11 protein-coding genes and 1 tRNA gene are annotated in these 15,409 nt (G+C 67.6%); 5 read left to right on the forward strand and 7 right to left on the reverse strand.

What is annotated here, in order from left to right; genetic code table 11:
• Positions 1-89: 89 nt before the first annotated feature.
• The gene (locus AC5WS7_RS25670; protein WP_495957121.1) at positions 90-1,445 is read left to right on the forward strand and encodes a hypothetical protein; all 1,356 of its coding nucleotides are present in this window, start codon (positions 90-92) and stop codon (positions 1,443-1,445) included.
• Here the strand turns inward: AC5WS7_RS25670 and xdhC are convergent.
• From xdhC to AC5WS7_RS25685, 3 genes are all read right to left on the reverse strand, one after another.
• Positions 1,436-2,320 (reverse strand): xanthine dehydrogenase accessory protein XdhC, encoded by an 885-nt coding sequence (xdhC, locus tag AC5WS7_RS25675; RefSeq protein ID WP_495957122.1) that lies wholly within the window; start codon positions 2,318-2,320, stop codon positions 1,436-1,438. The genes AC5WS7_RS25670 and xdhC overlap by 10 nt on opposite strands.
• Complete coding sequence (xdhB, locus tag AC5WS7_RS25680; RefSeq protein ID WP_495957123.1) at positions 2,313-4,796, reverse strand: xanthine dehydrogenase molybdopterin binding subunit; 2,484 nt, start codon at positions 4,794-4,796, stop codon at positions 2,313-2,315. The genes xdhC and xdhB overlap by 8 nt, the downstream gene beginning before the upstream one ends.
• Before the next feature lie 61 nt (positions 4,797-4,857).
• Positions 4,858-6,294 (reverse strand): xanthine dehydrogenase small subunit, encoded by a 1,437-nt coding sequence (locus AC5WS7_RS25685; protein ID WP_495957124.1) that lies wholly within the window; start codon positions 6,292-6,294, stop codon positions 4,858-4,860.
• A 354-nt stretch (positions 6,295-6,648) separates the two neighbouring features.
• Between AC5WS7_RS25685 and AC5WS7_RS25690 the strand changes: the two genes are divergently transcribed.
• Entirely contained in the window at positions 6,649-8,019 is a 1,371-nt protein-coding gene (locus tag AC5WS7_RS25690; protein WP_495957125.1) for a nucleobase:cation symporter-2 family protein, read from the forward strand.
• Between the two features lie 131 nt (positions 8,020-8,150).
• A complete protein-coding gene (locus AC5WS7_RS25695) occupies positions 8,151-9,035 on the forward strand; it encodes a sterol desaturase family protein (protein ID WP_495957126.1) in 885 nt (294 codons plus the stop codon).
• Positions 9,036-9,050: 15 nt separating this feature from the next.
• Here the strand turns inward: AC5WS7_RS25695 and AC5WS7_RS25700 are convergent, their stop codons facing one another.
• From AC5WS7_RS25700 to AC5WS7_RS25710, 3 genes are all read right to left on the reverse strand, one after another.
• Positions 9,051-9,272, reverse strand: coding sequence for a hypothetical protein (locus tag AC5WS7_RS25700; protein ID WP_495957127.1), 222 nt, complete (start codon positions 9,270-9,272; stop codon positions 9,051-9,053).
• 20 nt (positions 9,273-9,292) lie between these two features.
• Positions 9,293-9,757: a CinA family protein gene (locus AC5WS7_RS25705; RefSeq protein WP_495957128.1), complete on the reverse strand. Its 465-nt coding sequence runs from the start codon at positions 9,755-9,757 to the stop codon at positions 9,293-9,295.
• Positions 9,758-9,916: 159 nt separating this feature from the next.
• Positions 9,917-9,990 (reverse strand) — tRNA-Met (locus tag AC5WS7_RS25710).
• Positions 9,991-10,528: 538 nt separating this feature from the next.
• Between AC5WS7_RS25710 and AC5WS7_RS25715 the strand changes: the two genes are divergently transcribed.
• Positions 10,529-11,080, forward strand: coding sequence for a transglycosylase family protein (locus AC5WS7_RS25715; RefSeq protein ID WP_495957129.1), 552 nt, complete (start codon positions 10,529-10,531; stop codon positions 11,078-11,080).
• Positions 11,081-11,169: 89 nt separating this feature from the next.
• Here the strand turns inward: AC5WS7_RS25715 and AC5WS7_RS25720 are convergent, their stop codons facing one another.
• Complete coding sequence (locus AC5WS7_RS25720; RefSeq protein ID WP_495957130.1) at positions 11,170-14,172, reverse strand: UPF0182 family protein; 3,003 nt, start codon at positions 14,170-14,172, stop codon at positions 11,170-11,172.
• A 323-nt stretch (positions 14,173-14,495) separates the two neighbouring features.
• On the opposite strand from AC5WS7_RS25720, the gene AC5WS7_RS25725 reads away from it, so the two are divergent.
• Entirely contained in the window at positions 14,496-15,089 is a 594-nt protein-coding gene (locus AC5WS7_RS25725; RefSeq protein ID WP_495957131.1) for a PPA1309 family protein, read from the forward strand.
• Positions 15,090-15,409 lie beyond the last annotated feature (320 nt).

The raw sequence follows: 15,409 nt of genomic DNA on the forward strand, positions 1-15,409 counted from the left end.
CCGCAAGGCTTACCTTCCGACATTCAGCGAATTATCGGCTACCAGCGTTTCCGCTGTCCCATTCGGGCGATGCGGGTACTTTTGACCGAGTGCGGTATGCGCACGGAAGCGTCGAGGCGATCACTTCCTTCCTGGCAACCATCGTTGCCGGGCTGTCGTTGACGCTGCCGATCGATTTTCGCTGGGTCAACGACACTGGGCTGGTGCAGTTGAACGCCCTGGCCAACAGTCAACCTCGGGCAATCGCCGCGGGGGCGATCGTCGCGGTGATCGTGTCGACCTTCGCCGCGACCGCGTTGAACGAACTGGTGGCCTGGTGCACCGCGTTGTTCGGGATCGCGGTGCTGTTCGTCAACCACATCCTCGGGCAGTCGGCCGGGCCCGGCGCCTCGTTGACCACGTTGAACTTCCTGGACGCGCTCGCGGGTGGGGTACTGCTGGGCGGTCTCGGGGCGGCGGTGCTGCACCGGCGGATCTCGGCGTTCGGATGGACGGTCGGCGCCATCGCCGGCATCGTGATCTCCGAGGCGCTGCCTGCCCCGTTGCGCACCGGGATGACCGGTCACCACGTCCGGGCGAACTGGGTGCCGGGTAATTCGCCGCCGACGTGGGTGATCGGCGTGGTCATGGTGCTGGTCGCGATCAGCGCCTATCTGAACCGGCGTCAGCCCCCGGCGAACCGGCTGTCGGTGGAATTGCCGATGGCGCCGATCGTCACCGGCGTCATCTTGATCACCTCGCGGATGTTCCTCGCCGGGTGGATCGCGCGTCATGCCGACAGTGTGTGGTCCATCGCGATGGTCGCGACGATCACGGTACTCATCGCCGGCGTCGCCGCGCTGCTGCTGCCGGGCCGGGACGGGGTGTTCGTCCTGCTCGCCGCGGCCTTGACCGCGTCCGGGAACGCCATCGTGCCCGCCGATATCCCACAATGGTCCGTCCCGATCCTGATCGTGCTGTGCGGGGCCGGGGTGCTGATCGGGGTGCGCTGGTCCTCGCTGCCGCTCGCCCTGGCCGGCGCGGCGGCCCTGGCCTTGACCGCGGCACTGATGACCCACGTGCACAACTCCATCGCCGACGCGATCTGCGAGGTCGCGCTGGTGCTGATCGCGGGCTACTGCCTGGGGACCTCCCCGCCGCGGCACAGCGCGAGCCGGGTGCTGGCGATCGTGATCCTGCTGGTCCCCTCGGTGATCGTCGCGCTGCGCGCCAGCCTCAGCTTCGGCGCCTGCGATCTGATCGGTATCGACCGCGCGGTCGTGTGCGAATACGACGAGCGCTCCTCCGCGGCGCCCGGTTGGACGGCCTTGGCGATGATCATCGGATACGCGGTACTCGCCTGCGTGATCAGTCGCCGACCTGTGGTCGCCGACGCCGCCGCGGCCGCGCCGCAAGCGGCACCGCCGTACGACCCGATGCGCGACGAGCCGTTCGATCAGACCTGAGGCCCCGGATGCGGCAGGGGAATCCGGGGCTCTCCGGGTCGGCCCGGGGGTGCCCCGGCGGCGCGCTCGCGTTCGAAGGTCAGCAGCAGGTCCGCGGCGACGCTGACGGCAATGGTGGCCGGTTCCTTGCCGGTGATCTCCGGCAGGCCGATGGGGGTACGGATGCGGGCGATGGCTTCGGGTGTGTGACCGCCCTCGGACTCGAGCCGGCGGCGGAAGCGGGCCCACTTGGCCGACGAGCCGATCAGGCCGATCGAACCGAAATCACCGCCGCGCAGGGCAGCGTCGCAGAGCGCGGCGTCCTCGGCGTGGTCGTGGGTCATGATCAGCAGATGGGTCCCGGCCGGCAGTTCGGCCAGCACCTGCTCGGGCAGCAGCGGCACCTCGTGGACGTGGATGCGGGCCGGCGCGTCGCGCAGGACGGACAGCCGCTCGTCACCGAGCATGCCGGGGCGAGTGTCGATCAGATGCAGGTCGAGGTCGTGGCGAGTCAGGATGCGCGCCAGCTCCAGCCCGACGTGTCCGACGCCGAAGATCGCGACGGCGGGCACCACCGGCAGCGGTTCCAGAAGCAGCACAACGGTTCCCCCGCAACACTGCACCCCGTGACAGTTCGTCACCTTGTCGTTCAGCGCGAAATCCATCAGCTCCGGCCGCGGGTCCGCAGCGCCGATCAGCTCGCGGGCCCGCTCGACCGCGACCGCCTCGATATTTCCCCCGCCGATCGAACCCCAGGTATGCTGTTGTCCCACAACCAGTTTCGCACCGGCGCGACGCGGTGCATGACCGCGCACGGCCGCGACGGTGAGCAGCGCACCGGGCTCCCGGCGCGCCCGCAACAGCGCCACCGCATCCACCCAGGTCAGCTCACTCATACCCGAAAATTCCCGTACCGTAGTACTTCTCGTCCGTCGCGGGAAGTCCCGCTCGCCCCGCGCCGTTCCCGTCACCGGCCGCAGCGATGCCGGCGGCAACCGGGTCGATGAGCGAAATATCCTGCGTAGCAGCGTCGTCCGCGTGCAGACCGTGACGCGCGCGCTCGATCGCCCAGTACACCGCCTCCGGTGTCGCGGGTGCGGCCAGTTCGATGCTCATCTCCAGCCGGCCGAATGCGCCGACCGCCGCGCGCAACGCCTCGCGCACCGAGAACGCCAGCATCAGCGGCGGCTCGCCCACCGCCTTGGATCCGTAGACCGCGCCCTCCTCGGAGGCGTCGGCCAGCAACTCGACATTGAACACCTCCGGCATCTCCGAGAAGCTCGGCAGCTTGTAGGTGCTCGCGGCCTGTGTCAGCAACCGGCCGCGCCCGGGCCCGTCACCGGTGTCCCAGCGCAGGTCCTCGAGGGTCAGCCACCCCGCGCCCTGGACGAAACCGCCCTCGATCTGACCGATATCGATCAGCGGGGACAGGCTGTCGCCGACATCGTGCACGATGTCGACCCGCCGGATGCGGTATGCGCCGGTGAATCCGTTGACCTCCACCTCGGCGGCCGCCGCGCCGTAGGCGAAGTATTTGAAGGGCGACCCGTGCATATTCGCCGCATCCCAGTGCAGCCCCTCGGTCCGGTAGAAACCGGTCGCGGACAGTTGCACCCGCTGCCGGTAGGCGGTCCGCACCAGATCGGCCCAGGCGATGCCCTCGTCGGACGCGCCCAGCGGCCGGGCCACTCCGTCCACGATCCGCACATCCGCCGCACCGCAGCCGAGCCGGGTCGCGGCCACCTGCGAAAGTCGTTCGCGCAGTTGCTCACACGCGTTCTTGATCGCCGCGCCGTTGAGGTCCGCCCCGGAACTGGCCGCGGTCGCCGAGGTGTTCGGCACCTTGTCGGTGCGGGTGGGGGCCAGTCGCACCGTGCTCATCGGAACGCCCAGGGTGGTCGCGGCGACCTGCAACATCTTCGTGTGCAGGCCCTGCCCCATCTCGGTGCCGCCGTGATTGATCAGCACCGAGCCGTCCTTGTAGATCAGCACCAGCGCGCCGCCCTGATTGAACGCGGTCAGATTGAAGGAGATGCCGAATTTGACCCCGGTGACCGCCATCCCCCGCTTGGTATGCCGATGTGCGGCGTTGAACGCCTCGATCTCCCGGCGGCGAGAGCTCAGATCGGCGTTCTCGTGCACCCGCCGCCAGACCGTTTCGATCCGCTCCGGCGTGCGCACCGGCTGCCCGTACGGTGTGCACTGCCCCGCGGAATAGAAGTTGCGGCGACGCAATTCGGCCGGGTCCAGACCCAGCAGCGGGGCGCAGCGACCGAGCAGGTCCTCCATCACGAGCATGCCCTGCGGCCCGCCGAACCCCCGGAACGCGGTGCTGGAAGTCTTGTGTGTCTTGGCGATTCGGCCGCTGATCCGGGCGTTCGGAATCCAGTACAGGTTGTCGACGTGGCACAGCGCCCGGGCCAGCACCGGTTCGGACAGGTCCAGGCTCCAGCCGCCGTCCGCGGTGAGGGTCGTGTCCAGCGCGCGCAACCGGCCGTCGGCGTCGAATCCGGCCCGCCACGCGGCGTGGAAGCCGTGCCGTTTACCGGACATGGTCAGATCCTGAGTCCGGTTGAGCCGCAGTCGAACCGGACGGCCGGTGAGGGTCGCGCCGAGCGCCGCGACGGCCGCGAAACCGTGCGGCTGCATCTCCTTGCCGCCGAAACCGCCGCCCATCCGCAGGCACTGCACCGTCACCTCGTGGCTGCGCAACCCGAGCACGTGCGCGACGATCTCCTGCGTCTCGGCGGGGTGCTGGGTGCTGCACTGCACGAAGATCTGCCCGGACTCGTCCACCACGGCCAGCGACGCATGCGTCTCCAGATAGAAGTGCTCCTGCCCGGAGAACTCCAGTTCGCCGTCGAAGATCCGCGTCGACTCGGCGAATCCGGCCTCGATATCGCCGCAGCGTATCTGCGGCTGGGCCCCCTGGAAACTGCCCGCCCGAATCGCATCGGCGATGGTGATCAACGCCGGGAGCGGTTCGAACTCGACCTCGACGGCCGCCGCGCCGAGCCGGGCCGCCTCGAGCGTCTCCCCGAGCACCCAGCACACCGCGTGCCCGTGGAACATGACCTCGTTCGGGAACAGCGGTTCGTCCTGCTTCGTCCCGGCGTCGTTGACACCCGGCACGTCCTCGGCGGTCAGTACCCGGACCACACCGGGCACCGCCAACGCCGGCGCGGTGCGCAGCGCGAGGATTCGCGCGTGCGCGCACATGACCTGCACCGGATAGGCGTGTAGCACGTCCTTGGCGCGATATACCAGGTCATCGGTGTACAGCGCGGCCCCGGTAACGTGCAGAGCCGCGCTTTCGTGCGGCATCGGCAAGCCCACCGACGGCTTCTCGGGTCGCTGCGACAGCGCGCTCATCCGGCACCGCCGAGGTGCCGGGAACGAGCCGAAGCGGTTGCGGCCGAGGCGAATACCCGTGTCATACCGCCACCTCCTCGACACCTCGCGCGAACAGCTCCCGCAGGCTCTGCCCGAGCATCGCGCGGCGATACCCCGCGCTGGCGCGGTGGTCGTCCAGGGGTGTGCCCTCGCCTTCGAGCACTCGCGCGGCCGCCTCGACGGTCTCCGGCGACCACGAGCGGCCCCGCAGCGCGGCTTCGGCGGCATGGGCACGGAGGGGGGTCGCGGCCACTCCACCGAGTCCGATCCGCGCCGAACGCACCGTACCGCCGTCCACATCGATCGCGAAAGCGACTGCGACACTGGAGATATCGTCGAAACGCCGCTTGGCGACCTTGTGGAAGCCGGTCAGCGGGGCGAGCGGGCGGGGAATGCGCACGGCGCGGATCACCTCGTCGGGGCGGCGGACGCTGCGCCGGTACCCGGTGAAGTAGCCGGCCAACTCCACCTCGCGTTCTCCCGCCGGGCCGGCCAGCAGGACCGTCGCGTCCAGGGCCAGCAGCGCGGGGGCGGCATCGCCGATCGGAGAACCGGTGCCGAGATTGCCGCCGAGGGTCGCGCTGTTGCGGATCAGCCGGGAACCGAACTGCGGGAACAGCTCCGCCAGCAGCGGCACGCCGCCTGCCAGCCGTCGTTCGAGTTCGGTGAGGGTCAGGGCCGCGCCCACTTCGAAGTGATCGGGTTCGACCCGCAGAATCCGCAGTTCGGGCAGCCGATCGATGGCGATCACGTGGTCCGCGCGGCGGGCGCCGATATTCACTTCCACGCCCCAATCGGTGCACCCCGCGACGAGGGCGGCGTCGGGATGCGAGCGCAGCAGAGTCAGCGCGGCGGGAAGCGTCGCGGGCCGGACGAAGGTGCGACCGTCCCGCTCGAGCACGGTCGGGACCGGTTCGGGCGGCGCGGCCGCCAGGCGCCGGGCGAGCGGATCGTCGGGGGCCGGTGTGCCGATCGCGAAGGCGGCATCGCGGATCGGGCGGTAACCGGTGCAGCGGCAGAGGTTTCCGCTCAGCGCGTGCAGGTCGAATCCGTTCCGGCCGTGCTCGGGCTCGGCCGGACCATCGGTCGCCGCGCGGTCGGGGCGATAGTATTCCGCGGCCATACTGCATACGAAACCCGGTGTGCAGTAACCACATTGGGAGCCACCGCGGATCGCCAGCGCGCGCTGCACCGGATGGAGAGCCGCGGGCCCGCCCAGTCCCTCGGCGGTGACGACCTCCTGCCCGTCCAGCGCGGCGACCGGAATCAGGCAGGAATTCACCGCGGTCCATTCGGTGCGCCCGACGACGCCGGGACGGGCGAGCAGAACCGAGCACGCACCGCATTCACCCTCGGCGCAGCCCTCCTTACTGCCGGTGAATCCGCATCCGCGCAGGAATTCCAGCAGAGTCGTCGTCGGCGCGGCCGGAGAAATCGGCAGGAGTTCTCCGTTGACCGTTATCCGCGCCGCAACCATGGCAAACCCTCTTTTCACTGTCGATCGAACGAGCGTGCAGTCGGGTCGAGAACGACGATCACCATTTTAGGCAACTTTCCGCAACGCGTGCGCGAGGCGCACGACCACCGCATACCTTCGGGATGATCCTCCCAACGACACAACACATTTCATCGCTCCGATCGGATTATCCGCCGAACCGGCGCATCGGAAGTGTTACCTCCGGTAAACATATCGTTGCGGCACAACCGGGCATCGGCTTCCGACATTTACGCTTGCGCCGCGGGAGGTTCGCACCCGAATTCCCGCGACACTTTCGTGCCGGGAGTTCCGGTCGTCGTCGGCCGGTATATCCGCTCGCCCAGGAGGCTTGCCATGCCATTGCGCTTCCCGCGTCCCTCGCGCAATCCACACGCCGGGCCGGCCCACCCGGTCGACGAGGTGCCGCCTCCGGCCCGGCTCACCCTGCTGGGGCTGCAGCACCTGGCGATCATGTACGCTGGCGCGGTCGCGGTGCCGCTGCTGGTCGGGGGCGCGCTGAAATTGCCGCAGCATACGATCGGCGTCCTGGTGAACGCCGATCTGCTGGTCTCGGGGATCGTCACGATCGTGCAGTCGGCCGGGATCGGCAAGATCCTGGGCGTTCGGCTGCCGCTCGTGGCGGGTGCGACGTTCACGGTCGTCTCGCCGATGATTCTCATCGCCGAACAATTCGGCGGCGGCGAGGCGGGCCTGCCCGCGGTCTACGGCGCGATTCTGGTATCGGGTGTTTTCGGTCTGATCATCGCCCGCTTCTTCGCCACGGTGGTTCGTTTCTTCCCGCCGCTGGTGTCCGGTTGTGTGATCTGTGTGATCGGGCTGTCGCTGATCGGCGCGGACGCCGGACTGATCGCCGGTAACGACCCGAAATCGCCCGAGTACGGCCAGATTTCGCATATCGCCCTGGCCGGACTCGTGATTCTGATCATCGTATTGATCCACAGATTCTCCCGCGGCCTGATCAGTCAGCTGGCGGTCCTGCTGAGCATCGTGCTCGGGACGATTGTCGCGATACCGATGGGCCTGGTGGATCTGTCCGGGGTCGGCACGGCGGGCTGGTTCGGCATCTCGCGGCCGTTCCTCTTCGGTGCGCCCCAATTCCACGTCGCCGCAATCATTTCCATGTGTGTGGTGATGCTGGTGACGTTCACCGAGTCGACCGCGGACATCGTCGCGGTGGCCGAGATGGTCGACAAGCCGCTGCAACCGGGCGATCTGGCGCGCGGCCTGGCCGCCGACGGCCTGTCCGGGGTACTGGCCGGAGTGATGAACTCCTTCCCCGACACCGCGTTCGCCGAGAACGTCGGACTGGTCGGGCTCACCGGCGTGCGCAGCCGATGGGTGGTGTCGGTGTGCGGTGTGCTGCTGGTGGCGCTCGGGCTGGTGCCCAAAGTCGGGAGTCTCGTTGCGGCACTTCCGAATCCGGTGATCGGCGGGGCGGCGACGGTGATGTTCGCGATGGTCACCGCGGTCGGTCTGCGCGTACTGCACAAGGTGCGGTTCGACGGCACGCACAACATGCTCATCATCGCGGTGACCCTGTCGGTGGCGCTGTTGCCCTCGGTCGCCCCGAACTTCTACGCGAAGTTCCCCACCGACTTCCAGATGATCGCGAGCAGTCCGATCACCTCCGCGGTGATCGTGGTGTTCGTGCTGAATCTGTTGTTCAACCACTGGCGCAGCGATACCCGGGTCCCCGTGGGCTGAGCCGCGGTGCGGACGTCCCCTGTCCGGGGGACGGTCGATCACCTGTCGAGGTGACGATTTCACCCCCGGATCTTCCTACCGTGATCGGTACGGCAGCGCGTTCGCCGCCGCCGCTTCGCCAGGAGGTAGGGATGTCCAGCGGTCTGTTCCTGTACGCGTTACCCGCGTTCGTCGTGCTGATGCTCGTGGAGTGGGCGGGCTACCGGTTCGATCCGGATCGCCGGGGCGGCACGGTCCGCGATTCGGCCACCAGCATCTCGATCTATCTGCTGGGCCGGTTGGCCAAGGCGGTCGAGCGTTTCCTGGTGCCCTTCTCCATCCTCGGCGTGGCGGTCGCGCTGACGCCGTGGCACCTGAACCCGCACGATTGGTGGGTGTGGGCGCTGGGCCTGGTGGTCACCGACTTCTGTTACTACTGGGCGCATCGGGCCGATCACCGGATCCGGCTGCTGTGGGCCGGGCACAGCGTGCACCACTCCAGTCAGCAGTTCAATCTGACCACCGCGGTGCGCCTGCCGTGGCTGATCCCCGGGACGTTCATCCGCTCGGCCGCGTGGATTCCCGCGGCGGTGATCGGCCTGCCGCTGTGGATGATCTTCCTGTTGCAGTCGATCGGCCTGCTCTACCAGTTCCCGATCCACACGCAGCGGATCGGCACACTCCCCGCCCCGATCGAATACCTCTTCAACACACCGTCCCACCACCGGGTGCACCACGGCGCCAACAACCCGTACCTGGACAAGAACTACGCCGGCATCCTGATCATCTGGGACCGCATGTTCGGCAGTTACGCCGAGGAACTCGAACCCGTCCGCTACGGGCTCACCACGAACATCGACACGTACAACCCGCTCGTGGTGAACTATCACGAATTCGCCCGGATGATCTCCGACGTCCGCCACGCCCGCACCTGGCGGGCCCGGGTCGGCCACGTCTTCGCCCCTCCGGGCTGGACCCCCGAGCCCGCGGTGACCGGTCCGGCCCTCGAACGCGAACCCGTCCGGATCTCCGAGTAGCCGGGCCGGAGCGGGTCAGTCGGGTGCGTCGTCGCCGGTGTCGATCGGCTCCATCGCCTCGCGCTCGGCGCGGTTGCCCGGTACGCCCTTCGAGACTCGTTCCGCTTCGAGGTCCTCCTCGATATCGTCCACCAGCGCCGCGGTTTCCTCGCGATCGTCCAGGTCTTCCGGCGTTTGCCGGAAGGCCTGCTCTCGGCTCTCGGACCTGGGATCGCCGTTTCCAGAGTGGGAACTCATCGCTGTACTCCTTCGGGTGTTCACTCCGTGCGGGACCGGGCCGCCGACAGCAACAACTCGACCGCGTGCCGCACCGTTCGGTCGAGGACCTCGGCCGGCTCACCGTCGAACCGGCGATGCTCGGCCCGCGCGTCCCGGCGGGAGGCGACGGCGAACCACACCGAACCGGGCTCTTCGCCGTCCTGGGGACCGGGGCCTCCGACACCGGTGGTCGCCACGGCGAAGTCCGCGTCCATCAGCGAACGCACGCCCTGGGCCATGGCGATCGCCGCGTCCTCGGACACGACCGGAATATCGGGAACGCCGAGCACTCGCCGCTTGACCTCGGTGGAGTAGGCGACGACACCCCCGCGAAACCATTGCGCGGAATCCGCCGCGGCTCCCAATGCGGCCGCGAGGTTGCCCGCGGTCAGCGATTCCGCGACCGCCACCGTCAGTGTCCGGCGTTTGGCCAGCTCGGCGAGCTGCGTCACGATCTCGGCCATGATCTCCTCTCACCCTCGGCGGCGCGTTCGGGATGCCCGGGAAGGACGAGCCCAAACCCGGGACCAGCCCGAAGACCGTCGGCGACCGAAAGTGATCGCACCGATGCGGCGCAAACAGAAGAACGGCCCGGAACATATGTTCCGGGCCGTTCTTCGTAGTAGCGGGGACAGGATTTGAACCTGCGACCTCTGGGTTATGAGCCCAGCGAGCTACCGAGCTGCTCCACCCCGCGTCGGTGAACACAACATTACACACGGGTGGTTGACGATCGCAAATCGCCTGGTCGATAGCGGTTTTCGACGTTCCGGTCGGCAGCGTCGGATGATCTTGCGGCGCGAGCGCTGCTGTGACTGTGATCACATAGCGCTGTGTGCAGCCGGGCGGGACGGCCATTACTTCGCGCACGCACGCGTGCGTTTCCAGCGCAAGGGAAAAATAACGTGACTCACGACACAAATTGCCGGTGATTCGAGTCACAGCGCCACCGAATAACAGACCGACCGGAATTCATCATTACGGCATTGCCCACCTGCGCGGACAGCGATTTTCCAGTTATTCGCTTCATGCAATTCCGGTTGTTATCAAGACGTGATCTGCTGAGATTTGTTCGTTATGGTCGTCGACGACCCGGATCGACACCGTGACGGGCACCCATCCGAACCGCTGCACACCGGCAACCCTGCCCCGCGGTCCGGGAAACCCCGACCACCTGGGGGCAGGGACTCGGCGGATATTCGCCGCGCCGGCGGGCACGGGGAGGGACAAACCACATGAACAAGAACCGGAAGATCAGCAGTCGCGCCCTCGGCCTCGCCGCCGTGACCGGCGCCCTTGTTGCCGTCCCGTTCGGAATCGCCGGCTCCGCCTCGGCCGCGCCGACCCACGACTGGGACGGCGTCGCCCAGTGCGAGAGCGGCGGAAACTGGCACACCAACACCGGCAACGGCTACTACGGCGGCCTGCAGTTCACGCAGAGCACCTGGCGAGCCAACGGCGGATCCGGCCTGGCGAGCCAGGCCAGCAAGGAGGAGCAGGTCCGCGTCGCGGAGAACGTGCTCAACTCCCAGGGTGCGGGCGCCTGGCCCGTCTGCGGCAAGTACCTGCGCTGGGGCGCCACCACCTCACCCGAGGCCGTCGCCCCCAAGCCCGCCCCCGCGCCGGCCGCCCCCGCGCCCGCCGCACCGGCCCCCGGCAGCCGCGAGGCGATGATCGCCCAGGCCGAGGACACCGCATCCCAGGTCGCGAAGAAGCTCGGCTTCGATTCGCAGTACCAGCAGGTGCTGCAGCAGAACAGCGGGCTGATCCAGTCGCTGGGCCGCTGATCGGCGAAGACTCCTCCATACCGGAGACGCGAACGGCGTCGCCATCGTGAGTGATGGCGACGCCGTTCGCGTTTCGCGAGCCGGGCGGGCTACCCGCCGGACTTGTTGTAATCGTCGATGGCCTTCTGCAGATCCTGGAAGGCCGAGCCCAGCTTCCCGAGATCGCCGGACTTCTGAGCGTCCTGCACGCTCTTGAGCGCGGTGTTGAGCTCCTGCACCGCCGCGTCTCGCGCGGCCGGGGAACCGGTCGGCGGGATCACCGGCGGCGGCTGGGTGGCGCCCTGGTTCGGCGTGGTGCTCTGACTGGGCGACGGACTCGTCGCGGCCTGACCGGGTTGCTGTGTCGCGGCCGTGCCCAGGCCCGGTTGCATGCTGTTGAGCGCGTCACCGAGCGTGGCCTCGTAGCCCACATTGCCGCCGTAACTGGCCAGCACCTTCACCAACTGCGGGAACGACGCCGCACTGGCACTGTTGCGTTCCAGGTACCAGGGCTCGACGTACAGGATGCCGCCGTTGCCGATGGGCAGGGTCAGCAGATTCCCATATCTGATCTTGTTGGTATTGCCACCGGTCAACGTGGTCCGCTCGTTCGATACGCGGGCATCGGTCGTCATCGACGTCTGCACCTGCTGCGGCCCCTGGGTCTGCGAATCGGTCGGCAGTTGCAACACCGTGAACTTGCCGTAATCGGCCGGGTCCGAACTCACCGAGATGTACGCGGCCAGGAACTGACGTTTGTAACCGACCATCGCACTGGTCAGATCGAAGGACGGCTGCCCGGTGGCCGGATTGCCCTTCAACACGTAGTACGGCGGCTGATTGGCACTGGTCGGAGTGTCCGATGTCGGATCGCTGGGCACCGACCAGAACGCGTTGTTGGTGAAGAACTCGCGCGGATCATCGACGTGGTACCGGCCCAGCATGTCGCGCTGCACCTTGAACAGATCCTCCGGATAGCGGAAGTGCGCGCGCAGCTCCGGGGTGATCGCGCCGGCGGGCTTCACCGTGCCCGGGAACACGCCCTGCCACGCCTTCAACACCGGGTCGGCCGGATCGACGGCGTAGAGATTGACCGTGCCGTCGTAGGCGTCGACGGTCGCCTTGACCGAGTTGCGGATGTAGCTGACCTCCTTGCGCGGCAGCACCCGCCCGGTGTTCTGGTCGATGCTGTCCTGGGTCAGCCCGTCCAGCGAGGAATGCTGTGCGTAGGGGTAGTTGTCCAGCGTGGTGTAGGCGTCCACGATCCACTGGATGCGGCCGTCCACCACCGCCGGATAGACATCGTTGTCGGTGGTCAGCCACGGGGCCACCTGCTGTACCCGGTCGCGGGGATCGCGGTTGTAGATGATCTTCGAATCCGACCCGATCGCACCGGAGAACAGAATGTTGCGCTGGGCGTACTTGGCGGCGAAGGCCAGGCGGTTGAACCAGTTGCCGATCGGCACACCGCCCTTGCCGTCGTAGGTGAATTGCTTTGTGCCGGTGTCATATTCGCGCGCCGGCTGGTTGTTGCCGCCGACGATGGCGTAATCGTCGTCGGATTTGGCGATCATCTCGCCGTAGTAGATCCGGGGCTGATCGACCTGGATCGCTTCCTTGTCCTTCTGCGAGAACAGGTCGCTGACGGTCGACTTGTCACCGACGTTGAACACCGGATAGCCGTAGGTGCCCGAACTCGTGTTGGTCCCGTTGGCCACGCCCGTGGCCGCCTGCGAGGTCTCCTTGGGCGGCGCGACGTTGACGCGGTTGGCCGGGGAGGCGACGAATCCGTCGCCGTGGGTGTAGACGGTGTGCTTGTTGATCCAGTCGGTCTGGTTGCCGGACAGGTTCTGCGGCACCAACTCTCGCGCGGCGACGATGTAGTCCTGGACCTGGCCGTCGATCGTGTAGCGGTCGATGTCGAGCGGATCCGGGAAGCCGTAGAAGTTCTGCAGCTGCTGCTTCTGGATGAACGTCTGGGTCAGCAGATTCGGGTCCAGCAGCCGGATGTTCGAGATGGTCTGCTGATCGGCCGGGATGGTGGTCGGATCCTTGGTCTGGTTGCCGGAGTAGTCGACGTAATGGACCTTGTCGCCGTCCAGACCGTACGCGTGCCGGGTGGCCTGGATATTGCGCTCGATGTAGGCGGACTCCTTGGTGGCCGCGTTCGGCCGCACCTCGAACTGCTCCACGATCAGCGGCCACACCGCGCCGACCAGAATCGAAGACAGCACCAGCAGCGCCGCGGCCATCGCCGGAACGCGCAAGTCCCGCAACACGACTCCGGCGAAGAAGGCCAGCGCGCAGATGATCGCAATGGACAGCAGGATCAGTTTGGCGGGCAGCACCGCGTTGATATCGGTGTACGAGCCGCCGGTGAACGTGGGCTCCTTACGAGTGCTGGACAGCAGCGAGTACCGGTCGAACCAGTAGGCGATCGCCTTGAGCAGCACGAAGACTCCGGCGATGATCGCGAGCTGGATGCGCGCCGGGCGGGTCAGCGTGCCCTCGCGCCCGGCCAGGCGCAGGCCGCCGAAGATGTAGTGCGTCACCAGATTCGCGAAGAACGCGATCACCGTGGCGACGAACAGCCAGTTCAGCATCATCTTGTAGAAGGGCAGATTGAACGCGTAGAAGCTGACGTCCAGATGGAACTGCGGATCCTTGATGCCGAACGCACCGCCGTGCAGGAACAGCTGCACCGTCACCCAGCTCGACTGCGCCACCAGCCCGCACAGCAGGCCCACCAGCAGCGGCAGGCCGATGCCGAACAGCCGCAGCCGGCCCATCACCGTCGTGCGGTACCGCGCGATCGGATCGTTGGGGCCCGAGACCGGGACGAACACCGGCCGGGCCCGGTAGGCCCCGAGCAGCGCCAGCCAGATGATCAGGCCTACCACCAGGGCCACCACCACGAACAACATGATCCGGGTGAACAGCACGGTGGTGTACACGTTGCGGAACCCCACCTCGCCGAACCACAGCCAGTTGGTATAGGCGTCGGTCAGCCTCGGCCCCACCAGGAGCAGTGCCGCTATGACGAGGGCCGTCACCAGCAGCACGCGGCTGCGGCGGGACAGCGAAGGTAAGCCTGTCGGGGGGCGCACGCCCACGATGCCACTCTCCCAGGTCCGGCGGAGGCGCGGACCCGAGTTCGAGACCGGCGCACCGCAGTTGCTTGCGTTGCATGTGGTCCTTACGGACCATTCGGGCCCCACTCTACGTAAATCCTGTGTTCTTTGGCCTCCGCCCGCTGCGGCGGGTGTTGGCCTTGTCGAGCCTTTCGCTTCGCGGGCGACTCCCAGCCGGACGCCGGACGCTTCGCCGCTGGGCGCGATCGAGATGGTTGCGGTTCGGAAGACGCGAGACGTGGGTGCGTTCCGGCTGTTCGGGCCGACTCGTGGGGGCGTTCCGGTCCCACCTAGACTCAGCGCGCGTGACCGTAGACAACCCGGCCTCCGCCCTCTACCGCTGTATTCGCGAAGTGGCGGAGTTCGCCGATGCCGAGGGGTGGGACCGGCCGCCACAGATGTTCGCCCTGGTGCCGACCGCGGATCTGGTGGCGGCCGAACCGGCCCTGCAGGATCAGCTCGACGACGGCGCGGAGCTGACCCCCATCGCACAGGAACCGCTTCCCGACGATGTGACGGGTGAACTGGCCCTCGACGAATTCCTGGCCACCACGAGCTGGCCCGAGGCCGTGCGGGGTTGTGTGCTGGTGCAGCAGATCGTGGTGCTGCCGCCCGATGCCGAGAAGACCCTGGACGACGCGATCGCCCCGCTGCTGGCCGACCGCGACGCGGCCGACCGCGCCGGTCGCGACGCCGCCATCACCCACCCGGGCCGCCGCGACGCGCGCCTGTTCGCCGGCGTGCTGCGCGAGGGCGTCTCGCTGTGCCTGCTGCAGGTCCGCCCCGACGAGGACGACGAAGACGACCCCTTCGGCACCGACCTCGACCTCCGCACCGCCCCCAACCTCGCCCCGAACCTGGTCGAGGCCCTGGCCCACACCTTGGAGAACGAGAACTGAGCTGTGTTTTGGCCTCCGCTTCGCTGCGGCGGGTTTTCGGCGCTGTAAGGCTCGTCGTTCAGCCCTCGAGACTCGGCTGTGTCTTTGGCCTCCGCTTCGCTCCGGCGGGTTTTCGGCGCTTTAAGGCTCGTCGTTCAGCCCTCGAGACTCGGCCTTCGGCCATGCGCTTCGAGGGCTGAACGACGAGCCCGCGCCGAAAACCTTCGGGGTTGGCGTTGCTGAACCTATCGCTTCGCGGGCGACTCCCAGCCATATAGAGACGCTTCGCCGCTGGGCACGTTGGTCGTGGCCTCGCTCCGCTTCGGCGGTCGTTCGTGTGA

Source organism: Nocardia sp. PLKS1-43 (assembly GCF_059510335.1).

Excerpts from the sequence above, each read along its gene's own strand:
- xdhC (WP_495957122.1), bottom strand. The coding sequence starts at position 2,320 with ATGAGTGAGCTGACCTGGGTGGATGCGGTGGCGCTGTTGCGGGCGCGC.
- xdhB (WP_495957123.1), bottom strand. The coding sequence starts at position 4,796 with ATGAGCGCGCTGTCGCAGCGACCCGAGAAGCCGTCGGTGGGCTTGCCG.
- AC5WS7_RS25685 (WP_495957124.1), bottom strand. The coding sequence starts at position 6,294 with ATGGTTGCGGCGCGGATAACGGTCAACGGAGAACTCCTGCCGATTTCT.
- AC5WS7_RS25690 (WP_495957125.1), top strand. The coding sequence starts at position 6,649 with ATGCCATTGCGCTTCCCGCGTCCCTCGCGCAATCCACACGCCGGGCCG.
- AC5WS7_RS25695 (WP_495957126.1), top strand. The coding sequence starts at position 8,151 with ATGTCCAGCGGTCTGTTCCTGTACGCGTTACCCGCGTTCGTCGTGCTG.
- AC5WS7_RS25700 (WP_495957127.1), bottom strand. The coding sequence starts at position 9,272 with ATGAGTTCCCACTCTGGAAACGGCGATCCCAGGTCCGAGAGCCGAGAG.
- AC5WS7_RS25705 (WP_495957128.1), bottom strand. The coding sequence starts at position 9,757 with ATGGCCGAGATCGTGACGCAGCTCGCCGAGCTGGCCAAACGCCGGACA.
- AC5WS7_RS25715 (WP_495957129.1), top strand. The coding sequence starts at position 10,529 with ATGAACAAGAACCGGAAGATCAGCAGTCGCGCCCTCGGCCTCGCCGCC.